Source organism: Streptomyces sp. Q6, assembly GCF_036967205.1.
In the GTDB taxonomy this organism is placed as follows: domain Bacteria; phylum Actinomycetota; class Actinomycetes; order Streptomycetales; family Streptomycetaceae; genus Streptomyces; species Streptomyces citrinus.
Genome location: NZ_CP146022.1, coordinates 729,302 through 754,803 on the forward strand (window position 1 = coordinate 729,302; position 25,502 = coordinate 754,803).

A 25,502-nucleotide genomic window follows, 5' to 3' on the forward strand; every position below is an offset into this window, starting at 1 on the left:
GGTTCCCGCCACATGTCCGCCCGACCAGCGTCTTCCTACGGTGTGGCCACATCGCAACGTCCCCGTCCCCGTGACCCACCCGGAAGTGGTGACCATGGCCGCCTCGGCACCCGCTACGCCGACCCCCGTCCACCTGAAGCGCATCGTGGCCGCGAGTCTCATCGGCACCACGATCGAGTGGTACGACTTCTTCCTCTACGGCTCCGCCGCCGCGCTCGTCTTCAACAAGCTGTTCTTCCCGGACTCCGACCCGCTCGTCGGCACCCTGCTCTCCTTCCTGACCTACGCCGTCGGGTTCGCCGCGCGGCCGATCGGCGCGCTCGTCTTCGGGCACTTCGGCGACCGGCTCGGGCGCAAGAAGCTTCTCGTGGTCAGTCTGCTGATGATGGGCGGCGCCACCTTCGCCATAGGGCTGCTGCCGACGCACGCCACGGTGGGCGCCGCGGCCCCGGTGCTGCTGACCGCGCTGCGGCTGGTCCAGGGCTTCGCCCTCGGCGGCGAGTGGGGCGGCGCGGTGCTCCTGGTCTCCGAGCACGGCGACGCGGAGCGCCGCGGGTTCTGGGCCTCCTGGCCGCAGACCGGCGCTCCGGCCGGTCAGCTGCTCGCGACCGGTGTGCTCTCGGCGCTGACCGCTCTCCTCTCGGACGCGGCCTTCGTCTCCTGGGGCTGGCGCATCCCGTTCCTGCTCTCCGGCGTCCTCGTGATGGTCGGTCTGTGGATTCGTCTCTCTGTCGATGAATCGCCGGTGTTCAAGGAGGCGTTGGCCCAGGCCGAGGCCCGTAAGGCGAGCGACACGGACGTGGTCGAGAAGATGCCGCTCGTCGCCGTGCTGCGTCACCACTGGCGCGATGTCCTGGTCGCCATCGGCGCGCGCATGGCGGAGAACATCAGCTACTACGTGATCACCGCGTTCATCCTCGTGTACGCCACCACGTCGGCCGGTGTCTCCAAGCAGACGGCGCTGAACGCGGTGCTCATCGCGTCCGCCGTGCACTTCGCGGTGATCCCCGCGTGGGGCGCCCTGTCGGACCGGGTCGGGCGTCGGCCGGTGTACCTGCTGGGCGCGGCCGGGATCGGGCTGTGGATGTTTCCGTTCTTCTCCCTGATCGACACCGGCGGCTTCGGCAACCTGATCCTCGCGGTGACCGTCGGTCTGGTCCTGCACGGTGCGATGTACGCCCCGCAGGCGGCCTTCTTCTCCGAGATGTTCGCGACGCGGATGCGGTACTCGGGGGCCTCGATCGGCGCCCAGTTCGCCTCGGTGGCGGCGGGTGCGCCCGCGCCGCTCATCGCGACGGCGCTGCTGGAGGGCTACGGCGACTCCACGCCGATCGCCCTGTACGTGATCGCCGCCGCGCTCATCACGCTGGTGGCCGTCGGCGTCGCCAAGGAGACCCGCCACCGCGACCTCGCCGACCTCGACGGCAAGGAGACGGCGGACGCGGAATCCGTGGCCGCGCGCGCCTGACCCGCTTGCCCGTCTCCCCCGTACTGACCCCGTGCGCGCCCCACGCGTACGGGGTCAGCGCGGTTCCGGGCCCGCCAACCGGTGCAGTCGCAGGGCGAGTTGGATCTCCAGCGCGCGGGCGGGCGACTGCCAGTCCGCGCCGAGCAGCCGCCCGATCCGCTCCAGGCGCTGGGCGACCGTGTTCACGTGGACATGCAGCGCGTCCTTCGTCCGTGCCGGGCTCGTCCCGGACGCGAAGTAGGCGTCGAGGGTACGTACGAGATCGGTGCCCCGGCGCTCGTCGTAGGTGACGACCTCCCCGATGGTGCGCCCGACGAACCCGGCGATGTCGCGGCTGTCGGCGAGCAGCAGCCCCAGGAATCCGAAGTCGTCGGCGGCCGCGCCCTGGCCCGCCCTGCCGAGCAGCCGCAGCGCGTCGAGGCAGCGGCGCGCCCCGGCGTACGCGGTGCTCGCCGATGCGCTGTCGGCGGCCAGGCCGCTCACCGGGTCGGAGGCGCCGACGGTGACCGTCTCGTGCACGGCGGCGGACAGCCGCTCGGCGACCTGGCAGGCGACCTCCGACGCGGTGCCGGACGTGGTGTCGCCCGTACCCAGCGGCAGGAGCAGGACGGTGCCGCCGTCGCGTGCGGCCGCGAGGCCGTGCCGGGTCGCCGCGAGGTGGCTCGCCGCCGACCACAGGCGGCGCCGCGCGTCCGCCTCCTCCTCGGCGTCGGCGCCGGCCGACTCCAGGCGGGCGGCGAGCACGACGTGCGTGGCGTCCAGGTCGGCGTGCAGCCGCGCGGCCCGCTCGCGCAGCAGCCGGGGTCGCGGACGCGGGCGTCGAGGAGGTCGTCGAGGAGCTCGCCCCTGACCCGCTGTTCGGCCTCGGACGCGGAGCGCCGGGCGAGCAGCAGCAGCGAGGTGACCATGGCGGCGCGCTCCAGGGTGCGCTGGTCGACCGGGTCGAGGCCGGGGTGGCCGCGCAGCACGAGAGCGCCGAGCAGTTCACCGCCCGCGGCGACGGCGGCGACCCAGTCGGCGCCGTGGCGCACCGCGTGCCCGTCGGCGCGGGAGGCCTCGACGGCCTCCCTGACGTCGCCGGGCGCGGCGTCGGCGTCGGCGAACTCCACGGTGCCGTCGAGGACCTGGGAGACCGCGCGGGCCACGTCGTGCACTCCCCCGCCGCGCAGTACGAGTTCGGCGAGCCGGTCGTGGACGTCGGAGGCGCGCTCGATGACGCCGCTGCGGTCGCGGATGATCTCGTTGGCGCGCTCCAGCTCGCCGAGCGCCTCGCGGGTCTCGGTGAGCAGGTTGGCGGTGTCGATGGCCGCGGCGGCGAGCGCGGCGAACGAGCCGAGCAGCGCGATCTGCTCGCGCTCGAAGACCCGCGCGCGCCGGTCGGCGGCGAACAGCACCCCGATGACGTGCGGGCCCAGCATGAGCGGCACCCCGAGGATGGCGACGAGTCCTTCGTCGTGGACGCCCGCGTCGATGGTGCGGGTGTGCTGGAAGCGCACGTCCTGCGCGTAGTTGTCGGTGACGTAGGGGCGGGCGGTCTGGGCGACGAGTCCGCCGAGCCCTTCGCCCATGCCGAGGCGCAACTGCTGGAAGCGGGCGGCGACCGAGCCCTCGGTGACCCGCATGTAGGTGTCGCCCTCGGCCGGGTCGTTCAGCGTCAGGTACGCGACATCGGTGCCCAGGAGCGAGCGGGCCCGCTGCACGATGGCCTGGAGGACGGCGTCCAGGTCGCGCAGGCCCGCGAGGTCGTGGGCCGTCTCGAACAGCGCGGACAGCTCGGCCTCGCGCCGCCGTCTGCCCTCCATGTCCGCCCGTACGCCGAGGGCGAGGCGTCTGGCCTGCTCCAGGGCCGCGATCCGCGCGGTCGTGGCGCCCTCGGCGCGGGCGAGCAGCACGGGCTGCTCGTACGCGTCGGCGGAGGCGCCCCGGGCGAGCAGCTCCAGGAACGGGGCCTCGGGGGCGACGGTGGCGGGCGGGGGCGACGGGCGCTGCGACATGTTTCCCAGAATTACCCGCTGCACGGCAGGGCCCGCCAGCCCTGGTGGCCCCTCAGGTCGTCGGAGCCGACGTGCTCGCCTGGAACCAGGTCGGCCCGTCCTGCGTGGCCTGCTTGATCCGGAACGTGCTGTGCTCCGCCAGCGGCGGCAGGGCGTCCAGGTCGAACCAGCCGACTTCCAGCGACTCGTCGTCGTTGACCCAGGCTTCGGTGCTCAGCGCGCGGCACTGGAAGGTGATGTCCATGAACTGGCAGGCGTCGCCGTTCGGGTACGTGATCGGCTTCAGGGCCTGGACGAGGACGACGCGCTCGGCGACGCAGGTGACGCCGGTCTCCTCCTCGACCTCGCGGGTCACGACGTCGGCGGGCTGCTCGCCCGGTTCGGCGATACCGGCGGGCAGGGCCCAGTGGCCGGTGTCGACCCGCCGGCCGAGCAGGACGCGCCCCTCGTCGTCGAAGACGACGGCGGTGACGCCCGGCAGGTAGAGCAGTTCGTGTCCCGCCGAGGCACGGATCGTACGGATGAATTCAGGAGTCGCCATGCTCGCGACCCTATCCGTACGACCCGAACGGCCCCTACGACCGCTCCGTCCGGCCGGTCAGTCCCGCGGGCGCCGTGCGGCGCGCGAGCGGGCGAAGGCCCACGCGAGTCCGCCGGCACCGATGACGGTCAGGAACACCTCGGGCCAGACGCCCGCGCGCGTGGCGAGCGTGAGCGAGGTCCGCCGGGGGACGTCGGCGAGGAGGGTGTCGGCCTCGAACATGCCGGTCCTCTGGGCGACGGACCCGTCGGGACGGATGACCGCGCTGACGCCGCTGGTGACCGGGACCATCACGGCGCGGCCGTGCTCGACGGCGCGCACCCGGTCCATGGCGAGCTGCTGGTAGGTCATCTGGCTGCGCTCGAACGTCGCGTTGTTGCTCGGTACGGACAGGATCTGCGCGCCCTCGCGGACCTGGTCGCGCACGACGTCGTCGAACGCGGCCTCGTAGCAGGTGACGTTGCCGACCTTCGTCCCGTTCATGTCGAAGACCACGGCCTTCTTGCCGGGCACGAAGCTGCCGGCCCGGTCGACGTCCTTGCTGAAGATCCGGAAGAAGCTGCGGTACGGCATGTACTCGCCGAACGGCTGGAGGTGCCGCTTGTCGTAGGTGGCGCCGGGACCGGTCTTCGGGTCCCACAGGATGAGCCGGTTGCGGGGCGAGCCGTCCTTGGCGGTGACGACGGCGCCGACCGAGATCGGGGCGCCGACGGCTTCGGCGGCCTTCTGGATCTCGTCGTAGGCGTCCTGGTTGACGTACGGGTCGATGTCGGAGGAGTTCTCCGGCCACAGCACCAGCTCGGGCCGCTTCACCTCACCGGACTTGATCTTCGCGGCGAGCTTCATGGTCTCGCGTACGTGGTAGTCGAGGACGGCCCGCCGCTGGGCGTTGAAGTCGAGGCCCATGCGCGGCACGTTGCCCTGGATGAGCGCCACGCGCGCGGTGCCGTCCTGCGCCGCGTTCGACACGAGGGGCGTGGCGGCGAGGCCGGCGAGGACCGGGGCGACGGTGCAGGCGGCCGCCGCGAGGATGCCGCCGTCGCGCAGTACCCGTACGTCCGTGCCGCGGACGTCCTTGAGGCGCAGCGCGAGCGCGGCGAGACCGAAGCCGCACAGCACCACGGCGAAGCCGAGCAGCGGGGTGCCGCCGAGCGAGGCGAGCGGCAGGAAGACGCCGCTGGGCTGGCCGAACGCGACCTTCCCCCAGGGGAAGCCGCCGAAGGGGAAGCGGGCGCGCAGGGCCTCGTCGGCGATCCACACGCCGCTCGCCCACAGGGGCCACAGCGGGAGCCGCGACACGTAGGCGATGCCCAGGCCCGCGAGGGACAGGACCAGCGCCTCGGCGACGGCGAGCGCGAGCCACGGCAGCGGTCCGACGTCGACGCCCGTCCACGACAGGAGCGGCACCAGGTAGGCCAGGCCGAAGACGAGGCCGAGGCCGAATCCGGCGCGCAGCCGGCGCCCGTGCACGGCCAGGCCGAGCAGCGCGAAGGAGAACGGGGCCAGCCAGGGCAGTTCGCGGGGCGGCACGCTGACGTACAGGAGCAGTCCGGCGGCCGCCGCCAGGGCGACGGGCGCGAGGCGCCGCAGGTAGGAGCGGCGTGCGGGCTGCGCGGCGGGCTCACCCGACGGGGCGACGGGGGGTGCGGTGGCGGTCACCCGGGGAGTGTACGGCGCGGCTCTGTCACGCCGACATGCCGGTCGACCGCCTCCGATCCCCGCGTCGGCGCGGTCTTCCACTCTTCGGTGCCTGCGGCTACACACGGCAGTGCCGGATCGCCGCCCCTGCCGACGAGGAGTCCCTGGTGCCGTTCGAGGAAGAGTTCGCCGACCGGAAGGGCGCCGCGTTGGTCACCGGCGGGACGGGCGGCATCGGCGCCGAGGTCGTACGCACCCTGGCCCGGCGGGGCTGCGCCGTCGCGTTCACGTACCGGGCGAACGCGGCGGCCGCGCGGGAGCTGGCGGCCGAACTGTCCGCCGGGGACGGCGCGGTGCGAGCCCTCCGGGCCGACCTGGCGGACGAGCGCGAGGCTTCGGCCGTGGTCAGGGAGACCGCCGCCGCTTTCGGCGCCGTGCACACGCTGGTGTACGCGTCGGGGCCGCACGTGCCGATGGTGCACCTGAGCGAGGTGACCCCCGCCCGGTTCCGGGAGCAGCTGCACGCCGACACCCTCGCCTTCTACCACCTCGCGCACGCCGCGCTGCCCGCGCTGCGCGCGTCACGGGGCAGCGCCGTCGCGGTCACGACGGCCGCGACCCACCGCTATCCGGCGCGCGACGGGCTGTCCTCCGGTACGAAGGGCGCGGTCGAGGCGCTCGTGCGGGCGCTGGCCGCGGAGGAGGGACGCTACGGGGTGCGGTTCAACTGTGTGGGGCCCGGCATGCTCACGGACGGGATGGCCGCCCGGCTGATCGAGGACGGCGACCTGGACGAGACGGCTCTCGCCGTCACCCGGCGCAACATCCCGCTGCGGCGGTTCGGGACCGCGCGGGACATCGCGGAGGCGGTCGCCTTCCTCGTCTCCGACCGGGCCGGTTACATCACGGGCCAGCATCTCGCGGTCGACGGCGGCTACACCGTCTGACCGGCCCGGTACGGAAGGCCGGTACGGAAGGCCGGACCGGAAGACCGGCCCGGCGCAGGAGGTTCAGGCGCCGGCGCGCGCCGGGTCGGCGCCGGCCGGTGCCGCGGCCTCGGCCGCTTCCGGCTTGCGCAGCGCCGGGATGAACGCGGCGACGGCGGCGGACGCGAGGGCCACCCCGCAGCCGATCATCAGGCCGGTACGGAAGCCGCCCTCGGAGGGGATCGTGTAGCCGCCCATGCCGACGGTCATCTGCGCCAGGACGACGCCGACCACGGCGGAGCCGATCGTCGTGCCGAGCGAGCGCATCAGGGTGTTGAAGCCGTTGGCCGCGGCGGTCTCCGACAGCGGCACGGAGCTCATGATCAGGGCGGGCATGGCGCCGTAGGCGAGCGCGACACCGCTGTTGATGACGATGCCGGCGAGCATGATGCCCCAGGCCGTGCCCATGAGCGGCAGCGCGGCCGCGTAGCCGACGGCGATCACGACGGCGCCGGCGATGAGCGCGGTCTTCGGGCCGCGGGCGTTGATCAGCTTTCCGCCGAGCGGAGAGATCAGCATCATCATGATGCCGCCGGGCGCGATCCACAGACCGGCCGCCAGCATCGGCTGCCCGAGCCCGTAGCCGGTGGCCTCGGGGAACTGGAGCAGCTGCGGGGCGATCAGCATGAACGAGTACATGCCGACGCCGATGAGGACCGACGCGGCGTTGGTGAAGAGCACGCGCGGGCGGGCGGTGGTGCGCAGGTCGATCAGCGGGTCACGGGTGCGCAGCTCCCAGAAGCCCCAGGCGAGCAGCGCGACGACGGCGAGGGCGAGCAGGCCGAGCGTCGTGCCCGAGGTCCAGCCCCAGTCGGCGCCCTTGGAGATGCCGAGGAGCAGCGAGACGAGACCGATGGCGAGGCCGACGGCGCCGACGGCGTCGAAGCGCTGGCCCTTGGCGCCGGCCGGGACGTCCGGTACGACGGCGAAGATCAGTACGCCGATCCCCAGGGCGAGCACCGCCGAGCCCCAGAACAGCACCCGCCAGTTCGCGTACTGCGCGACCGCGGCGGCGATCGGCAGGCCGATCGCGCCGCCGATACCCATGGAGGCGCTGACCAGCGCGATGGAACCGCTGAGCTTCTCGGTGGGCACGACGTCGCGCAGCAGCGCGATGCCGAGCGGCACCATGCCCATCCCCATGCCTTGCAGGCCACGCCCGACGATCATCGGGACGACGGACGACGAGAGCGCGCACACCACCGAGCCGATGATGAGCGGGACGACGCAGATGAGCATCGTGCGCCGCTTCCCTATGAGGTCGCCGAGGCGACCGGACACGGGCACGCAGACACCGGCGACGAGCAGGGTGACCGTGACCACCCACGCCGCGTTCGAGGACGACGTGTCGAGGATCTGCGGCAGTTCGGCGATGAGCGGTGTCACCAGTGTCTGCATGATCGCTGCGACGGTGCCGGCGAGCGCGAGGGTGGCGACGATGCCGCCCGACCTGCCGCTCGTCTGGGGGGCATCCATGACGGACTCCTCAATCTCCTGGGTTCGGGGCTCCCCGTCGCTTCACGACGCGAGAGGATGTGCATCATACATACTCTATGCATCACACATATTTCATGCGCCGCGAGGCCCTGGGATACGGTCGGGCCAGGAGGACGCACGCCCATGGAAAAGCCATCGCACCTGGTCGAGTTCGAGCACATGGTGCTCGGCAGGCACCAGTTCAGCAGCACCAAGCGCCGCCATCACGAGGGCCGCATGGAGCGCAGCGCGTACATCTTGCTGAGCCGCATCCGGGTGCAGGGACCGATGTCGATCGGCCAGCTCAGCGAGGCGTTCCTGCTCGACGCCTCCACGCTCAACCGCCAGACCGCGAGCGCGGTGAAGGCCGGACTCCTCGAGCGGATCCCGGACCCCGAGGGCGGGATGGCCCGCAAGTTCCGGCTGACCGAGCAGGGCGAGCGGGAACTGGACGACGAGCGCGCGGCGCACATCAAGGACCTGGACTCGGTCTTCGAGGACTGGTCGCCCGACGACGTGAAGACCTTCGCCGAGTACCTGCAACGGTTCAACACGAGCGTGGAGCGCCTCAGCGGCCAGCCGTGGCCGCGCTCCTGAGCATCCCCTCCGCACACCCGAACCCGCACACGAGCCCGCCCCGCACCGCCGGGGCGGGCTCTTCTCGTGCGCGCCGACCCTGCGGTCGAGCCATCCAGCGGCGTGATCGAGCTGTGTGATCCAGGCCACTTCACCAAAACCTACTACCTACTCGCTTTTGGTGTTTACGCTGGCCACGCAGGCGGCAAGGAAGCCGCCCCCGTCCCCTCAGGAGAGCCGCCATGGCTGTCATCCCCGACTCCGCGTCCGGCACCGTGTCTCCCCCGGGCTCCGCGAGCCCCGCACGGCCCGCGCCCCCGGAGAACGCCCCGGGCCGGCTGGTCCTCGGCCTCGCACTCGCCCAGTTCGGTGTCATGGCCACCCTGCTCACCCCGGTGATGGTGACCCTCGCCCTGCGCGTGGCGCAGATCGTCCCCGAGGACGACCGGGGCGCCGCCCTCGGCCAGGTGCTCTCCCTCGGCGCGGTGCTGGCGATGATCGCCAACCCGGTGATGGGCGGCCTCTCCGACCGCACCACGTCCCGCTTCGGCCGGCGCAGGCCGTGGCTGCTCGGCGGCGTCCTCGTCGCGTTCCTCGGTCTCGCCGTCGTGGCGCTCGGCGGCAGCGTCCCGGTGCTGATGCTCGGCTGGGCGCTCGCCCAGATCGGCGGCAACGCGGCCCTGACCGCCGTCACCGCGAGCATCCCCGACTTCGTTCCCGAGCATCAGCGGGCCCGCGTCTCCGGCACCGTCGGCATGATGACGTCCCTGTCGATGATCGCGGGCAGCGGTCTCGCCAACGCCTTCAGCGCGCACCTCGCCCTCGCCTTCCTGATCCCGGGCCTGCTGGGCATCGCCGGTGTGGTCGTGCTCTGCGCGGTGATGAAGGACCGCCCGGCCCGCCCCGGCGCGTTCGCCCCGTACAGCTTCCGCGAGTTCCTGCGCAGCTTCTGGGTCAGCCCGCGCAGGCACCCCGACTTCGCGTGGAACTTCGCGGGCCGCTTCCTCGTCTTCGTCGGGATCTCCTGCGTCACCTCGTACCAGGCGTACTTCCTGATGGACCGCCTCGGTTACGACGACGAGCAGGTCGCGAACAAGCTCTTCCTGGGGACGCTCGTCATGGTCGCCACGGTCGTCGTGGGGTCGGTCGCCGGCGGACAGCTCTCCGACCGCTCGGGTCGCCGCAAGCCGTACGTGCTCGGCGCGTCGCTGATCATCGCGGTGGGGCTCGCGCTGCTCGCCACGGCGTACTCGTTCCCCATGTTCCTGCTCGCCGTGGCCGTCTTCGGTTTCGGCGAGGGGCTCTATCTCTCCGTCGACGTGGCCCTCGCCGCCGCCGTACTGCCCGACCCCGAGCAGGCGGCCCGCGACATGGGTGTCCTCAACATCGGCAACGCGCTCCCCCAGTCGCTCGTCCCGATCGTGGCCCCGGCCTTCCTCGCACTCGGCGCGGGCGGGAACTACGGCGCCCTCTTCCTCTTCGGCGGTGTCGCGTGCGTGCTCGGCGCGTTCGCCGTCCAGTTCATCCGCAGCGTCAAGTAAGGCCACCAGCAATGAAGTTCACGGTCCGCAACGAAGGCCACGACTACCAGAACCCCGAATTGCCCGTCCCCCGGCGGGTCGAGGACCTGCTCTCCCGGATGACGCTCGCCGAGAAGGCCGGCCAGCTCTTCCACACCATGCTCGCCATGAGGCCGGACGGCTCCACGGTCGAGAGGGGCGACGCCGGTGTCATCCCGCTGGACACCACGTCCCTGCTGCACGACCGGTTCCTGACCCATTTCAACCTGATGGGGACGTACGAGCCCGGTGCCATGGCGCGCTGGCACAACACGCTCCAGTCGATGGCCGCCGACACCCGGCTCGGCATCCCGGTCACGCTCTCCACCGACCCGCGCCACGCCTTCACCGACAACGTCGGCGCGTCCTTCAACGCGGGCGCCTTCTCCGCCTGGCCCGAGCCCCTCGGCCTCGCGGCCCTCCGCGACCCGAAACTGGTGCACGAGTTCGCCGACACGGTCCGCCGCGAGTACCTCGCCGTCGGCTTCCGTGTCGCGCTGCACCCGCAGATCGACCTGGCCACGGAGCCGCGCTGGTCCCGCCAGAGCGGCACCTTCGGCTCGGACGCGGCCCTCACCTCACGGCTCGTACGCGCCTACGTCCACGGGCTCCAGGGCGACACACTGGGCAGGCGGTCGGTGTCCGCGATGGTCAAGCACTTCCCGGGCGGCGGCCCCCAACTCGACGGCGAGGACCCGCACTTCCCCTGGGGCAAGGAGCAGGTCTACCCCGGCGGCATGCGCGACCTGCACCTCGAACCCTTCAAGGCGGCCATCGCCGCCGGATGCGCGCAGATGATGCCGTCCTACGGGCGGCCGGTCGGCACCGACTGGGAGGCCGTCGGGTTCGGCTTCAACAAGGGTGTCGTTCAGGGGCTGTTGAGGGACCGGCTCGGCTTCGACGGGATCGTCTGCACCGACTGGGGCCTGATCAGCGACGCGGAGATCTTCGGCGAGACGCACGAGGCACGCGCCTGGGGCCTGGAGTCACTGACCGAACTCCAGCGCGCGGCCCGCGTACTGGAGGCCGGCTGCGACCAGTTCGGCGGCGAGTCCCGTACGGACCTGATCATCGAGCTCGTCGAGTCGGGACGGGTCCCCGCGGACCGACTGGACGCGTCGCTGCGCCGGATCCTGCGCGAGAAGTTCGTCCTGGGACTCTTCGACGATCCGTACGTCGATGCCGACATGGCCGCCGAGACGGTGGGCCGCGCCGACTTCGCCGAGGCGGGCGCGCGGGCCCAGCGCCGTTCGCTGACCCTGCTCGCCAACTCCGGCGCGACGCTGCCGGTGACCGGACGCCCCAAGCTGTACGTCGAGAACGTGGCGGGCGAAGTGGCGGCGGAGTACGGCACGTTGGTGACCGACCCGGCCGAGGCGGACCTCGCGGTCCTGCGGCTGCGCACGCCGTACGAACCGCGCGCGAACCGTTTCGAGTCGTTCTTCCACTCCGGCACCCTGGCCTTCTCGGACGAGGAGCTGAAGCCGATCCTCGCCCTGCTGGACACGGTCCCGACCGTCGTCTGCGTGACCCTGGAACGGGCGGCGGTCATCCCGGAGATCGCGGAGCGGGCCGCCGCCCTCGTCGCCGACTACGGCGCGAGCGACGCCGCACTCCTGGACGTGGCGTTCGGCCGCGCCGCGCCGCAGGGGCGGCTCCCCTTCGAGCTGCCCCGCTCGATGGACGCCGTCCGCGCCTCGCGCCCCGACGTCCCCGACGACACGGAGGACCCGCTGTTCCCGTACGGAGCGGGACTGTCCCTGTGACGCGATGACGCGATGACGCGCGGCGCCGAGGGCCGCCACGCCCGGGACCCGGGCGTCATGCGTCCGGCGGAAGTCCGGCACGGCTAGCATGCGCGACCATCATGGACTTCACCGATGTGTCACTGACCGCGCTGCGCGTCCTGCGCGCCGTGGCCGAACAGGGAACCTTCACCGCGGCCGCGGCGTCGCTCGGCTACACCCAGTCGGCGGTGTCGCGGCAGATCGCCGCGATCGAGCGGGCGGCCGGCACGGAACTCGTCGAGCGGCGGCGCGACGGCGCCCGGCTCACCCCCGCGGGCCGGGTCGTCATGCGTCGAGCGACGGTCGTGCTCGACGAGATCGCCGCGACCGCCAGGGACCTGTCCGGCCTGCCCGAGCAGACCGGGACGGTCCGCCTGGGCTGGGTGCCGAGCGCCGGCGCCGTCCTGCTGCCCCGCGCTCTGACCGCGCTGCGCGCGAGCGACCCCGGCCTCGATGTCGTCGGTCGTGAGGGCACCACTCCGGCGCTGGTGCGTGCGCTGCGCGCGGGCAGCCTGGACCTGGCCCTGCTCGCGTCGGCACCGCCGTTCCGCGCGCCCGACACCGAGTCGCCGCCGCTGACGCTCCAGACCCTCGTCGAACGCCCGCTGTGTCTCGCGGTGCCCGCCACCCACCCGTTCGCACACGGCACCTACGTCGATGTGGCGGACCTGCGGGGGCAGCGCTGGATCGCCGGCCCGTCGGCCGGGGAGGACCGGCTGATGGGGGTGTGGCCCGGTCTGGACGAGCGGCCCGAGATCGTCCTCACCGCCCGCGACTGGCTGGCCAAACTCCACCTCGTCGCCGCGGGGTGCGGACTGACCACCGTCCCCGCCTCACTCGTCACGGCCGTACCGCCGGGCGTGCGCGTCCTGCCCGTCCGCGGCGGCCCGCAGGAACAGCGGCGCCTGCTCCTGGCCCGCCTGCCCGGACCGGTGAGCCGGCCGGTGGCGCGTGTGGCGGCCGCCCTGCGCACGACGGCACTCGACGCCGACGCGCCCGTACCGCCCGGGTGACCCGACCGGCACGCCCACCTGCCGACCCCTTGCGCGACGGGCGTGGAAACGTTCCTGCGCAACTGACTCACAATCCGCCGCACCAGCCGTTACCGTGTGCCCGAGTCCCCTGCGTACGGCCAGAACCGGCCACCACGTACGGGGCCCGTCGTCGGGGGCGACGGGGTGGGAACGACGGGGGCGGCGCCACGGGCGTCCGGCGGCGGCGCGGGCTGTCCGACGCGGCGGGGATCGCCGTACTCGGCGCCTGTGCCGGCTGGTGCCTGATCACAGCGACCGCACGGGCGGGCCGGCCCGAGGGCGTGCTGCTCGCGGTCCTCGCGGTGGCCGCCGGTTACGCGTGCGGGCGCATCGGCGGAGCGCTCGTTCCGGTCGCCGCGTCGTGTGTCGTCGGCGCCGGCGGGCTCTGGCTGGTAGTGGTCCTTCCGCATGCCGTGCCCACGCCCGACACCGTGGCCCCGCTCGGTCGGGCCGGGGCCACCGCCGCGCTGCTCGCCCTGTCGGCGGGGGCGGTGTGCTGCGCCGCCTGGTCGGCGGGGCGCCGGGCGGTGCGGATCGCGCTGCACGTCGCGGCGGGCGGGACCGTGGTGGTCGCCGCCGCCGTCGGCTCGGAGGCCGGGACCGCCGCGTGCGTCGGCGTCGTCCTGTGCTCGCTCGCCGCGGGCCGCATGCGCCGCAGGGCGCTCGGCCTCGCGGCCCTGGGCCTCGTCACGGCCGTGGTGGCGGCGCTGGCGGTGGGCCTCGCCAGGAACGTCCTGCCGACCGGCCTGACCGCCGCCCTGGAAGGCCAACTCACCCCGCACCGCGTGCTGTTGTGGCGCGACGCGCTGCACCTGGCCGAGACCGACCCGGCGCTCGGTTCGGGTCCCGGCCGGTTCCAGCAGCTGAGCCCCACGCTCGCCGGCTCCCCGCTGCCCGACGGCAAGCCGCACTCCGCCGTCCTCCAGGCGGCCGCGGAGCAGGGCGTGATCGGCGTCGCGCTGCTGGCGGCCGCCTACTGCTGGCTGCTGTACGCGCTGTGGCGCTCCGCCCGGTCGACCCAGGTGGTGCTCGCCGCGGGCGCGGCCCTGACGTCGGTGGCCGCGATGGCCGCCGCCGGAAACGCGCTGAGCTTCACGACCGTGACGGCGGGGGTCGGCCTGCTGGCGGGCATCGCCACCGCCGAACCGCTCCCGGACGACCCGTCGCACGACGAAGCGGCCGCCCCGGCAGGTGTCCGGGACGGCCGCGACTGAGTGTCGGGGCGGGCTGCGTCAGAGGACGGGGCCCGCGGCCGTGGGTTTGAGGAGGTCGCGGATGTGCCGCACCGCGCTCTCCGCGTCGTCCACGGTCACCGTGAACTTACGGCCGTCGCCGAGGCTGAGCACCACGCCCTCGCCCCGCCTGACGACCACGGCGGTGCCGATCCCCGGACGCCAGCGGTAGCCCCAGCCGCCCCACTGGCGGGGCGTGACACGGGGCGCGAAGTCGGCGTCGACGACATGGGAGAGGGGGATGCGCCGGCGCGGCAGGCCCACGTGCCCGCACCGCACCTCGAGGTGGTCCCGGTCGACCTTCACCGCGACGTGCAGGAACGCGAGCGTGCCGAACAGGACCATCAGGCCCACGGCGATCAGCCCGACCACGGACATGGCCAGGGCGGCAATGCCGGTCGCCCAGGAGTTGTCGACGGCCAGCTCGATGCCCAGGGCCAGGCAGGCGAAGCCGCCCAGGGCCAGGAGCCACTGCCCACGGTTGTGCGCGCGTCCGGTCCAGATGTCGCTCGCGTGGGCGGAAGAGCGTCGCCCGGGGTGTTCGTCGGCGGCGTGTTCCCTCATGCACCCGAGCCTACTCAGGTTCCGGTGCGAAGGCACCGGCTCGCGGAGCGTGACTGCTCCGGACCGGTGGCGCTGATCACCCGGCGTGGCTGACGGCCTGCAACGACCGGCCTTCCGCATACGTCAACGCGGCCTGCGGAAGCGATTCCTCACGGCCGCTGAGGATCACGGTGAGGGCGCCGCGCGCGTCCGGCGCCGACGGCGGACGGTCGCCGATCCGGCGCAGGGCCTGCGCGGCGACGGCGCCGGCGCTGCCGTGCAGCACCAGGGGGCGGCGCCGGGCTGCTGCACCGCCGCGCGGATGCGCTCCGCGACCAGTTCATAGTGCGTGCAGCCCAGGACGACGGCCTTCACGTCACGCGGAGTGAGGGCGGCGGCGGCCGCGATGGCCCGGTCGATGCCGTCCTCGTCGGCCCACTGCACGGCGTCGGCGAGACCCGGGCAGGGCACCTCGGTGACCTCGACACCGGCCGCGAAGTCACGGATCAGGGCACGCTGGTACGGGCTGCCGGTGGTGGCGGGCGTGGCCCAGATGGCGAGGGGGCCGCCGGCGGAGGCGGCGGGCTTGATCGCGGGGACGGTGCCGATGACGGGGATCGCCGGTTCGAGCAGGGCGCGGACCGCGGGCAGCGCGTGGACCGACGCCGTGTTGCACGCGATGATCAGGGCGTCGGGACCGTGCGCGGCGGCGGCCTCGCAGACGGCGAGGGCGCGCCGGGTGATGTCTTCCGGAGTACGCGGGCCCCACGGCAGATGGTCGGGGTCCGAGGAGAGCACCAGATCGGCGTCCGGCCGCAGGGTCCGTACCGCGGTGGCCGCCGCGAGCAGTCCGATTCCCGAGTCCATGAGCGCGATCTTCACCCCGAAACCATAGACGATGGGTCCGACAGCGCGGCGTCGGTGGGGCAGACTGCGGCGGATGGACGTCGTCGTGTGGTTCACCGCGGCCTCACTCGCCGCATGGCTGTGGCTGCTGCTCTGCCAGGGGTTCTTCTGGCGCACCGATACGCGCCTGCCGCCCCGTTCCGAGCCCGAGGTGTGGCCGGACGTGTGTGTCGTGGTGCCGGCCCGCGACGAGGCCGCCGTGCTGCCCGACAGCCTGCCGTCGCTGCTCGCGCAGGAGTACCCGGGCCGGGCGGAGATCTTCCTCGTGGACGACGGCAGCTCGGACGGCACGGGTGAGGTGGCGCGCGCGCTGGCCGAGCGGTGCGGCGGTCTTCCCCTGACGATCGACTCCCCCGGCGAGCCGCCCGCCGGCTGGACGGGGAAGCTGTGGGCGGTGCGGCACGGCATCGGGCTGGCCCGCGCGCGCGGGCCCGAGTTCCTGCTGCTGACGGACGCGGACATCGCCCATGAGCCGGACAGCCTGCGGGAGTTGGTGGCCTCGGCGCGTACCGGTGGTTTCGATCTGGTGTCGCAGATGGCGCGGCTGCGGGTGGCGAGCGCCTGGGAGCGGCTCGTGGTCCCGGCGTTCGTCTACTTCTTCGCGCAGCTGTACCCGTTCCGCAGGATCGCGAAGAAGGGCGCGCGCACCGCCGCGGCGGCGGGCGGCTGCGTCCTGCTGCGCACCGAGGCGGCGCTGCGGGCCGGGATCCCGGACTCGATCCGGCAGGCGGTCATCGACGACGTGTCGCTCGCGCGGGCCGTGAAGGGTTCGGGCGGTCACATCTGGCTGGGTCTCGCCGAGCACGTCGACAGCGTGCGCCCGTATCCGCGCCTCGCCGACCTGTGGCGCATGGTGTCGCGCAGTGCCTACGCGCAGTTGCGGCACAACCCGCTGGTACTGCTCGCCACCGTGCTCGGGCTCGCGCTCGTCTATCTGGTGCCGCCCGTCGCGCTGTTCGCCGGGCTGGTCACGGACAGTGTGCCGCTCGCGCTGCTCGGCGGGCTCGCCTGGGCGGTGATGGCCGGGACGTACATCCCGATGCTGCGCTACTACCGGCAGACCCTGTGGCTGGCGCCGCTGCTGCCCTTCACCGCGTTCCTGTACCTCCTGATGACGGTCGATTCCGCGGTGCAGCACTACAGAGGCCGCGGCGCGGCATGGAAGGGGCGTACGTACGCGCGCCCCGACGCCGCGCCCGAGCAGCGGTGAACGCCCGCCCGCGCGGCTCTACTTGCGGCCCGGGGTCCAGTTCATGCCCCACCCGTAGGCGTGATCCACGGTGCGCTGCGGGCTGACGCCGCGCTCGGGCACCAGATAGCGGGCCTCACGCTGCACCGTGAGGTCGCCGCCGTGCTGCGTGATCAGCGCGAGGGCGCACACGGTCGACGGGACGGTGCACTCGTCCAGGGAGAAGTCGATCGCCGCGCCGTTCTGCGGTTGCAGCGTGACCGTCGCATGGAGGTCGGCGAAACTCCGCGCGCCTTCGTAGATCGTCACGAAGATGAGAATGCGGCGGAACGCGTCCTTGTGGTCGAGATTCACGGTGAGGTTCTCGCCGCTCGCGACGGCGCCGCTGCGGTCGTCGCCGTCGAGATGGATGTACGGGGGCTGTCGCAGTGCCCCGAACGCGTTGCCCAGGGCCTGGACGACTCCCTTGCGCCCGTCGGCCAGTTCGTAGAGGGCGCACAGGTCGAGGTCGAGATCGCGGTGCATCGCGGTCGCCCGGCCGCGCTTGCTCCCCCATCCGCTGAACTGTTTGCGCATTTCCCAGTTGAGATTCACACGCAGTGCCCCGGAGGTGCCGCCCTGCTTGGCCAGGGAGACCGTGGGCGCCGACTTCGTGAGCGTGACCTTGGTCAGGCGCACGGGCTCGGCGACGGGCGCGGGCGGCGCGGCGGGCGCCGGAGTGGACAGTGCCGCGGGCGCCGGAGCGGGCGGCGCGTGCTGCGGTTCGTCGACCGTGATCCCGTAGTCGGTGGCGAGCCCTTCGAGGCCGCTGTCGTAGCCCTGGCCGACGGCGCGGAACTTCCACGCGCCCTGACGCCGGTACAGCTCGCCGAGGACGAAGGCGGTCTCCACGGTGGCGTCGGTGCTGTCGTACCGGGCGATCTCCGAGCCGGTGGCCGCGTCCACGACCCGGACGTACAGACCGGGCACCCGGCCGAACGAGCCGCCGTCCGCCGACGCCGCGAGCACGACCTTCTCGATCACCGGCTCCACGCGGGCGAGATCGACGGCGAGCGTGTCGGTGACGGCGCCGTCCACCGTGCGCTTGCCTTCGTGGCGCACGGCCCCTGACGTGTGCTCGGGCTGGTTGTAGAAGACGAAGTCCGCGTCGGAGCGGACCTTTCCGGAGGCGAGCAGAAGCGCCGACGCGTCGGCGTCGGGAACCCCGGGTCCCGCACGCCACCCCAGTTCGACACGCACCGCCGGAACCGGCACCGCGACATTGGATCCCTTGGCCATGCTCATGTCCGCCCCCAGGGTTCACCGTTCTTCGCCGCCTTCTCGACGGGTCCCGTCAACCTATTCCCCGACAGCGCGACGACCCCAGAGCCGCGTTCGAAGATCACCGCGCAACCGTCGGTAACCCGTCGGGATCACGGCCTTTACACGAATACAACGCGACACGACGACCGATTTTCCCAAGTTCGCTCGCATTGGGGACACACCGTCACTGCCGACACGCAAAAGAACCCTCTTATCGGTCTCCCCAACGACCACATCGTGGGCTTAACTTATGTGCCATGACCTCCCCCCGCTCCACCTATGGCGGCGGTTACTACTCCGCGCCGTCCTTCCCGGACACTCCGATCTACGACTCCCTCGTCGCAGAGCGGGGCACGCCCCAGATCGCCCCGATCCGGGTTCCCTCCGCGTACGACACCGGCAACCACCTGCCCGCGCTGCCGGCCGCACTGCCCGCCCTCCCCGCCGCTCCCTCGCCGCAGTACGGCTACGCGGCCCAGCAGCCCGCCCCGATGCAGGCCGCGCCGACGGCCTACATCCCGCAGCAGGCGGCCGCGCCCCGCGGCTACCCCGGCCCGCAGGCCCAGCCGCAGCGCCCCGCCCCCGGTACCGGCTACGAGGCGATGCGTCCGGCCGCGCCCCGGCCGGCTCCCGCGCCGTACGAGGATCCGTACAACCGCCAGCAGTACCGCGGTTACTGACCGGACCGCGCTCGTCGCTCCACCCGCACGGGGGCTGTCGGTGCCTGCTGGCAGGATGGCCCCATGTCGCATCCCGTACTCAGTTCGATCCACGTCCACCCGCTCAAGGCGGTCCGGGGGCACGCACCTCATGAGGCGGTCGTGGAGCCCTGGGGGCTCGCCGGTGACCGGCGCTGGGTGCTGGTCGACACCGCGAGCAAGATCGTCACGCAACGCCCGCATCCACGGCTGGCGTTGGCCGCCGCCGAGCAGCTGCCCGGCGGCGGCATCCGTGTGTCCGCGCCAGGCATGGAGCCGTTGACGGTCGAGGTGCCCGAGCCGTCCGTGACGGCCACCGTCGAGGTGTGGAAGGACAAGGTCGAGGCCGTCCCCGCCGACGCCGCGGCGCACGCCTGGTGGAGCGCGTACCTGGAGTCGGACATACGTCTGATGCACCTCGACGACCCGGCGACCGCACGCCCCATCGACCCGCAGTACGCCCGCCCCGGCGAGACGGTGAGCTTCGCCGACGGCTACCCGCTCCTGCTCACGACCCTCTCGTCCCTCGACGCCCTCAACTCCCTGATCGCGCAGGGTGATCACTCCGACGAGGGCCCGCTGCCCATGAACCGTTTTCGGCCGAATGTGGTCGTCGCGGGCACCGCGCCGTGGGCGGAGGACGACTGGTCGCGCCTCACGATCGGCCAGGTCACGTTCCGTGTCACGAAGAAGAGCGGCCGCTGCGTGGTGACGACGACGAACCAGGTCACAGCGGAGCGTGGCAAGGAGCCGCTGCGCACTCTCGCCCGGCACCGCCGCTTCGGCGACCAGCTCTGTTTCGGCACGAACCTGGTGCCGGAATCGTCCGGCACCGTCCGGATCGGCGATCCGGTCACCGTCCTCGCATAACCGTCCCCCCGCAGGGGAACCCGGCAGGCGGGCGCGCTCGTTGAGCGACAATGGCAGTGTCGAAAGCCATCGGCGTCCGCGCCGCGTGGGGTGACATCGTCGAGCGGGGTGACATCGCTCTCTCTTCTCCCCGCACGCGTGTGGGTGCTGCCGTATCTGGTGATGACGGGAGCGGAAGGGGGTGCAGGCCGTGCGAGCGATCATGGGGCTGTGGCGTTGGCGGCACAATCCGCTGCGCCGCGGGACCGACCTGGCGGAGGCGTGGGTCGCACTGATCGCGCTGGTCCTCATCGTCGTGGCCGCGCCGGTCCTCGGGATCGTCGCGGGCTCGCTCTCCCGTGACGCGCTGTACCGCTCCGTGGCGGAGCAGCGCGACCGGCGCCACGAGATCACGGCGACGGTCGTGAAGAAGGTGGCGCAGCCGCCCCTCGACCCCGACCCCGAGACCTCGACCGCCCGGGACGCGCACAGCCGTGTGATCGCCACGTGGACGGCGCCCGACGGCTCGGCCCACCGCGACCGCGTCATCGCCGGTCTCAAGGCCCCGCGCGCGGGCGACACCTTCCCGCTGTGGACCGACGACCGGGGCCGGGTCGTGGGCCGCCCGCTCGACCGGGCCACCGCGGCGACGCACGCGGTGCTCGCCGGATTCGGTGCGGCCGTCGCCGTGACCGGACTCGTCGAGGGCACCCGCCGCCTGGTCGTGTGGCGCATGGTCCGGCGCCGTTACGCACGCTGGGACCACGCCTGGGACATCGCCGGTCCCGACTGGGGCAGGACCGGCACGGGCAGCTGACAGGCTCTGCGCTCTGGTCAACTGCCGTGCTCCACGCACGCTACGGTGGACCCACCTTTCGCAGGACACGCGCCGGGCAGGGCGCGAGGACGACCCGCGTACGACGAGGTGGGGGCAGATCAGCGCCATGGCACAGGGCACGGTCCAGGTGACGCACACCGGCACATCGCGGTGGCGGCGCCGCACAGGTGAGTACGCGTCGCTGGCTGCCGCCCTGGAAGCCGCCGGCGACGGAGACGTGCTGACCGTCGCCCCGGGCACCTACAGAGAGAACCTCGTCGTCCAGCGCGCGGTGACGCTGCGCGGGCCCGAGGGCTCCCCCGGCTCGGTGCGCATCGCGCCGATCGACGGCGTCGCGCTGACCGTCCGCGCCTCCGCCACGGTGCAGGACCTGCACATCGAGGGGCAGGACTCGGCGGCGCCCGCGCTGCTCGTCGAGGAGGGCGCGCCGGAGATCGTCGACGTGCGCGTGGTGACGCGGTCCGCGGCCGGCATCGAGGTGCGCGGCGGCGCGCGCCCGACCGTGCGGCGCTGCACCGTCGACAACGCCGGAGGCGCCGGCATCGCCGTGCTCGACGGCGGGGGCGGCGTCTTCGAGGAGTGCGAGGTCGTCGCCGCCGGACAGGCCGGTGTGGCCGTGCGCGGTGGCGCGCATCCGCGCCTGGAGCGCTGCCGGGTGCACCACACGTCGGGATCGGGCCTGTCGGTGACCGGCGAGCACAGCGGTCTGGAGGCCGTCGGCTGCGAGGTGTACGAGGTCAAGGGCTCGGGTGTGCAGGTCACCGGCCGGGCCACCGCGCACCTCACCGACTGCGACGTGCACCGCACGACGGCCGACGGGATCACGCTCGACACGGACGCGGTGCTCACGCTCGCCGACTGCCGCATCCATGACATTCCCGAGAACGCGATCGACCTGCGGTCGCGGTCCGTCCTGACGCTGACGCGTTCCACGGTGCGGCAGTTCGGGCGCAACGGCCTGTCGGTGTGGGACCCGGGCACACGCGTGGACGCCAATCAGTGCGAGATCCACGACAGCACGGGCGACTACCCGGCGGTGTGGGTCAGCGACGGCGCGACCGCCGTGCTCGAGGCGTGCCGGGTGCACGACGTGCCGGACGCGCTGTTCGTGCTCGACCGCGGCTCGCGCGTGGATGTCGTCGACAGCGACCTGTCGCAGGTCCGCAACACGGCGGTGTCGGTGAGCGACGGCGCGACAGCCCAGCTCGACGACTGCCGCATCCGCGAGGCCGCCACGGGCGCCTGGTTCCGCGACCACGGCAGCGGCGGCACCCTCGCCAACTGCACGGTGGACGCGACACAGACCGGCGTGATCGTCACCAAGGGCGCCGACCCCACGATCGAGCGCTGCACGGTCACCTCGCCCGCCGAGGCGGGCTTCTACGTGTCCGCGGGCGGCCGGGGCAGCTTCCACGGCTGCCGCGTCTCGGGCAGCGGCGGCTACGGCTTCCACGTCATCGACGGCTGCCGCACGAGTCTCAAGAAGTGCCGTACGGAGCGGTGCGCGCGCGGCGGTTACGAGTTCGCCGAGGACGGGCCGCTGGTCGAGGAGTGCACGAGCGACGAGAGCGGCGGCGTCCGTCCGGGCTCAAGTGCCGCTCCGGAGCCGGTCGTCCCGTCCGTCCAGACCGCGACGCAGACCGTCGGGCTGCTCAGCGCCGTCCCCGACCAGCGGCCCGCCGCGCCCCAGGAGGAGCAGCCGCAGACCGCGCGTACGTCGCAGGCCGTGCTCGGTGAACTCGACGCGCTGGTGGGCCTGGAGAGCGTCAAGCGCGAGGTGCGGGCGCTGACCGACATGATCGAGGTCGGCCGCAGGCGCCAGGAGGCGGGTCTGAAGGCGGCTTCCGTGCGACGCCACCTGGTGTTCACCGGTTCCCCCGGTACCGGCAAGACGACGGTGGCGCGCCTGTACGGCGAGATCCTCGCGTCGCTCGGCGTCCTGGACAAGGGCCACCTCGTCGAGGTCTCCCGCGTCGACCTGGTCGGCGAGCACATCGGCTCGACCGCGATCCGCACCCAGGAGGCCTTCCAACGGGCCCATGGGGGCGTGCTGTTCATCGACGAGGCGTACGCGCTCTCGCCCGAGGACTCCGGCCGCGACTTCGGCCGGGAGGCGATCGACACGCTGGTGAAGCTGATGGAGGATCAGCGGGACTCGGTCGTCGTGATCGTCGCGGGTTACACGGCCGAGATGGAACGGTTCCTTTCGGTCAACCCCGGTGTGGCGTCCCGGTTCTCACGGACCATCACCTTCTCCGACTACCTCCCGGAGGAACTGCTCCGCATCGTCGAGCAGCAGGCCGACGACCACGAGTACCGGCTCGCCTCCGGGACGCCGGAAGCACTGCTCAAGTACTTCACGGCGCTCCCGAAGGGCCCGGCGTTCGGCAACGGCCGCACCGCGCGGCAGACGTTCGAGTCGATGGTGGAGCGGCACGCGGGCCGGGTCGCCCAGGTCGACGAGCCGGACAAGGACGCCCTGACGCTGCTCTACCCGGAGGACCTGCCGGTACTGCCCTGAGGCGCGTTCTCGGGCCGCTGCCGCGGGACGTCCGGCTTGAGCCGGGCCAGCAACCGCGCCCGCTCCTCGGCGAAGACCGGGTCCGCCTGGTAGTCGCTGTGGCCCAGGATGGGCGCGGGCAGCGGGTGCTGTTCCGTGCGGCCGTAGGCGAGCGGGTCGAGGAGCGCCTTGTGGTCGACCTGGGGTCCGCACTCACCGGGCAGGTCGATCGGGCCGCCGATCGGGTCGGTCCTGCGGTGCAGGTTGCGCCAGCAGTCGACCTGGCGGTGCAGGGCGGTCAGTGCCGCGGGTCCGAAGTGCGCCGGGAACCAGCGCCCGTACAGGCGCTCCAGTGGCGACCCGTAGGTGAGCAGTCCGACGCGCTTGCGCACGGAGGGGTGCAGCTGCCAGGCGGCGGCCGCCGCGAGCACGCTTCCCTGTGAGTGGCCCGACAGGACGAGCCGTCCGCCGGTCGCGCGCGTCCAGGTGGCCATGCGCCAGGTCAGGTCGGGGACGGCGCGCTCGGCGTAGCAGGGGGGCGCGAAGGGGTGCGCGGCGCGCGGCCAGAAGGTGCCCACGTCCCACAGGATGCCGATGGTGCGGCGGGCGGACGGGTCCTTGTAGGCGCGCCGGCCCCAGGTGACGAAGAGCAGGAACCCGAACCCGATCATCCAGGAGCCGAGCGCCTGCGCGGTGTCGGCCCCGCCCTGGACGATCGCGTACGAGCCTTCGGCGGCGGCCCCCGGCACCTTCCCGGTCGCCCAGGCTCCGGCCACGGCCAGTCCGCCGAGGAGCAGCGTCACGGACGAGACGACGCCGATCATCAGGGGTGCCTCGTCGGTGAGGGCGGCACGCGCGCGCGTGCCCGCGATGCGCGACGTACGGGAGGCGTCCGGAGCCTCCCTGTCGGAGTCGGACGCGTCGTCGAGGTGGTACTCGCGCGGCACGCGCGCCGTCTCGCGCTTCTTGATGCGGGCGGTGCGCACGGCCAGCGCGGCGCAGAGGAAGGCCAGGATGATCAGGAGGGGCGGGATCACGGACGCCTGCCAGGACAGCAGGACGGGTGGGCCCTTGATGAGGCCGCTGGTCCCGTCGAGCCAGTCGGCGACCCGCTGGGCGATGCCGCCGCTCATGACGCCGCCGAGGGCGCAGGCGAGCATCGCGGTGGCGGGGCCGCCGAGTCCGCGCAGGGCGGTGCGGTGATCGGGGGCGGTGCGGTGCACGGCCTTCGCGACGACGGCGAGGGCGACCACCAGGGCGCCCTGCGCCAGGGTGATCCCGCCGAACGTCATGTCCCCGGGCAGCCTGCCGGTGGAGTGCCAGCCGGGACGCGACCAGCCCGCGTACACCATGCTCAGGGCGAGCAGCGCGAGTGCCCCGTACGGCAGGGCGCGTACCAGGGTGCGGTCGACGGTGTCGTCGATCTTGCTCTCGGTGCGGCCTCGGTCGGCGACGACGCCGACGACGACGAGCGTGCCGACGATCAGGGCGCCGACGAGGACCCGGCCGAGGACGTCGAGGAGGACGGGGCCGCCGGGGCGCCGGTCGAAGCCGGCGGCGGAGGTGCCGACCGCCGCGGCGACGGTGAGCAGTCCCGCCGCGGTGTGCGCGGCGCGCAGCCGGGCCACCAGGCGGCGCCCGTACCAGAAGCCGGGCTTGCCGAGGGCGTGCCCGGTGTCGCCGTCGTCGGGCTCGGGCTGGTGCGACAGCGGGCGCTGGGACTCGTACGCGCTCCATGTGCGGTGTGAGAGGTACCAGAGCAGGGCGGTCAGCGCGGTGGGGACGAGCGCGGCGAGGGCGAGGCGGCGGCCGGGCGGGCTCCACCAGCCGCCGGCGCCGTGCGCGTCCACCGAGAGGAAGCCGAGCCAGGCCCGCCGCTCGGCGCAGGCGGCCGTGCCCGCGCACTGCCACGCCGTCAGGTCGAGGGCGACCTCGCAGGCGGCGGCGACGAACAGCACGGTCAGGGTGAGTCCGATCAGGCGGACCAGGAGGCCGTACAGACGCACGGTGCGCGGGGCGCGGCGGGCGTTGGGGCGCATCCAGTGGGCGAGATTGACGACCATGAAGGGCAGCAGCAACAGCCACAGGGCCCGCGAGCCGTTGCCCGACGTGAGGTTGCACCACACGTACGCCTCGGGGACGGGTCTGCCGCGGTAGTCCTCGGGTCTGCTCTCCGCGTCGGCGTCCTCGACGCGGCGGAAGACGGCGGCCGTCTCGTCTCCCGACACCCGCACCGTGCGCGGGTCGTCGAGCATCTCTTGTGGTGTGGTGCCGCCGACTCCATGGACCAGGAGTTCCAGGGCGGTCTCGTCCGCCCTCGCGTCGCCGCCGCTCTCGCGGTCGTCGTACTCGTAGTCGTGCTCGTCGCCGTAGCCGTCGTAGTCGC

18 protein-coding genes and 2 pseudogenes are annotated in these 25,502 nt (G+C 73.1%); 12 read left to right on the top strand and 8 right to left on the bottom strand.

All coding sequences use genetic code 11. The features are described 5' to 3' along the window. Window positions 1-94 precede the first annotated feature (94 nt). Window positions 95-1,468, top strand: a complete 1,374-nt coding sequence (locus tag V2W30_RS03555; protein WP_338703460.1) for an MFS transporter — start codon at window positions 95-97, stop codon at window positions 1,466-1,468. A 54-nt stretch (window positions 1,469-1,522) separates the two neighbouring features. On the opposite strand, the pseudogene V2W30_RS03560 reads toward V2W30_RS03555, so the two are convergent. From V2W30_RS03560 to lnt, 3 genes and pseudogenes are all read right to left on the bottom strand, one after another. Continuing rightward, window positions 1,523-3,462: pseudogene (locus tag V2W30_RS03560) on the bottom strand (helix-turn-helix domain-containing protein). A 52-nt stretch (window positions 3,463-3,514) separates the two neighbouring features. Next, window positions 3,515-4,003: an NUDIX domain-containing protein gene (locus tag V2W30_RS03565; protein ID WP_338693586.1), complete on the bottom strand. Its 489-nt coding sequence runs from the start codon at window positions 4,001-4,003 to the stop codon at window positions 3,515-3,517. Window positions 4,004-4,060: 57 nt separating this feature from the next. Then, on the bottom strand, window positions 4,061-5,662 hold the full coding sequence (gene lnt / locus V2W30_RS03570) for an apolipoprotein N-acyltransferase (protein WP_338693587.1): 1,602 nt from the start codon (window positions 5,660-5,662) through the stop codon (window positions 4,061-4,063). Between the two features lie 146 nt (window positions 5,663-5,808). Here lnt and V2W30_RS03575 point away from each other — a divergent pair, with 146 nt between their 5' ends. Beyond that, window positions 5,809-6,588, top strand: a complete 780-nt coding sequence (locus V2W30_RS03575; RefSeq protein ID WP_338693588.1) for an SDR family oxidoreductase — start codon at window positions 5,809-5,811, stop codon at window positions 6,586-6,588. 63 nt (window positions 6,589-6,651) lie between these two features. Here V2W30_RS03575 and V2W30_RS03580 read toward each other — a convergent pair whose 3' ends face one another. Next, entirely contained in the window at window positions 6,652-8,103 is a 1,452-nt protein-coding gene (locus V2W30_RS03580) for an MFS transporter (RefSeq protein ID WP_338693590.1), read from the bottom strand. A 144-nt stretch (window positions 8,104-8,247) separates the two neighbouring features. On the opposite strand from V2W30_RS03580, the gene V2W30_RS03585 reads away from it, so the two are divergent. From V2W30_RS03585 to V2W30_RS03605, 5 genes are all read left to right on the top strand, one after another. Continuing rightward, complete coding sequence (locus V2W30_RS03585; RefSeq protein WP_338693591.1) at window positions 8,248-8,700, top strand: MarR family winged helix-turn-helix transcriptional regulator; 453 nt, start codon at window positions 8,248-8,250, stop codon at window positions 8,698-8,700. A gap of 221 nt (window positions 8,701-8,921) precedes the next feature. Continuing rightward, window positions 8,922-10,220 carry an MFS transporter gene (locus V2W30_RS03590; RefSeq protein WP_338693593.1) on the top strand — a complete coding sequence of 433 codons (1,299 nt, stop codon included), beginning with the start codon at window positions 8,922-8,924 and terminating at the stop codon, window positions 10,218-10,220. Window positions 10,221-10,231: 11 nt separating this feature from the next. Next, complete coding sequence (locus tag V2W30_RS03595; RefSeq protein WP_338693595.1) at window positions 10,232-12,004, top strand: glycoside hydrolase family 3 protein; 1,773 nt, start codon at window positions 10,232-10,234, stop codon at window positions 12,002-12,004. A 101-nt stretch (window positions 12,005-12,105) separates the two neighbouring features. Then, window positions 12,106-13,038 carry a LysR family transcriptional regulator gene (locus V2W30_RS03600; protein ID WP_338693597.1) on the top strand — a complete coding sequence of 311 codons (933 nt, stop codon included), beginning with the start codon at window positions 12,106-12,108 and terminating at the stop codon, window positions 13,036-13,038. A 212-nt stretch (window positions 13,039-13,250) separates the two neighbouring features. Next, window positions 13,251-14,273 (top strand): O-antigen ligase family protein, encoded by a 1,023-nt coding sequence (locus V2W30_RS03605; RefSeq protein ID WP_425244662.1) that lies wholly within the window; start codon window positions 13,251-13,253, stop codon window positions 14,271-14,273. 18 nt (window positions 14,274-14,291) lie between these two features. Here V2W30_RS03605 and V2W30_RS03610 read toward each other — a convergent pair whose 3' ends face one another. Together V2W30_RS03610 and V2W30_RS03615 are read right to left on the bottom strand one after the other, a co-directional pair. Next, on the bottom strand, window positions 14,292-14,855 hold the full coding sequence (locus tag V2W30_RS03610) for a hypothetical protein (RefSeq protein WP_338693599.1): 564 nt from the start codon (window positions 14,853-14,855) through the stop codon (window positions 14,292-14,294). A 76-nt stretch (window positions 14,856-14,931) separates the two neighbouring features. Next, a pseudogene (locus V2W30_RS03615) lies at window positions 14,932-15,716 on the bottom strand (glutamate racemase). Window positions 15,717-15,774: 58 nt separating this feature from the next. On the opposite strand from V2W30_RS03615, the gene V2W30_RS03620 reads away from it, so the two are divergent. Further along, window positions 15,775-16,950, top strand: coding sequence for a glycosyltransferase (locus V2W30_RS03620; protein WP_338693601.1), 1,176 nt, complete (start codon window positions 15,775-15,777; stop codon window positions 16,948-16,950). 18 nt (window positions 16,951-16,968) lie between these two features. On the opposite strand, the gene V2W30_RS03625 is transcribed toward V2W30_RS03620, so the two are convergent. Beyond that, on the bottom strand, window positions 16,969-18,207 hold the full coding sequence (locus V2W30_RS03625) for a TerD family protein (protein WP_338703462.1): 1,239 nt from the start codon (window positions 18,205-18,207) through the stop codon (window positions 16,969-16,971). 281 nt (window positions 18,208-18,488) lie between these two features. On the opposite strand from V2W30_RS03625, the gene V2W30_RS03630 reads away from it, so the two are divergent. From V2W30_RS03630 to V2W30_RS03645, 4 genes are all read left to right on the top strand, one after another. After that, complete coding sequence (locus V2W30_RS03630) at window positions 18,489-18,911, top strand: DUF6643 family protein (protein WP_338693602.1); 423 nt, start codon at window positions 18,489-18,491, stop codon at window positions 18,909-18,911. A gap of 63 nt (window positions 18,912-18,974) precedes the next feature. Further along, entirely contained in the window at window positions 18,975-19,799 is an 825-nt protein-coding gene (locus V2W30_RS03635; protein WP_338693603.1) for an MOSC domain-containing protein, read from the top strand. A 190-nt stretch (window positions 19,800-19,989) separates the two neighbouring features. Further along, complete coding sequence (locus V2W30_RS03640) at window positions 19,990-20,595, top strand: Rv1733c family protein (protein ID WP_338693605.1); 606 nt, start codon at window positions 19,990-19,992, stop codon at window positions 20,593-20,595. Window positions 20,596-20,722: 127 nt separating this feature from the next. Beyond that, window positions 20,723-23,137: a right-handed parallel beta-helix repeat-containing protein gene (locus V2W30_RS03645; protein WP_338693606.1), complete on the top strand. Its 2,415-nt coding sequence runs from the start codon at window positions 20,723-20,725 to the stop codon at window positions 23,135-23,137. On the opposite strand, the gene V2W30_RS03650 is transcribed toward V2W30_RS03645, so the two are convergent. Further along, window positions 23,107-25,371, bottom strand: coding sequence for a hypothetical protein (locus V2W30_RS03650; protein ID WP_338703464.1), 2,265 nt, complete (start codon window positions 25,369-25,371; stop codon window positions 23,107-23,109). The two genes, V2W30_RS03645 and V2W30_RS03650, sit on opposite strands and share 31 nt — an antisense overlap. Window positions 25,372-25,502: the final 131 nt, after the last annotated feature.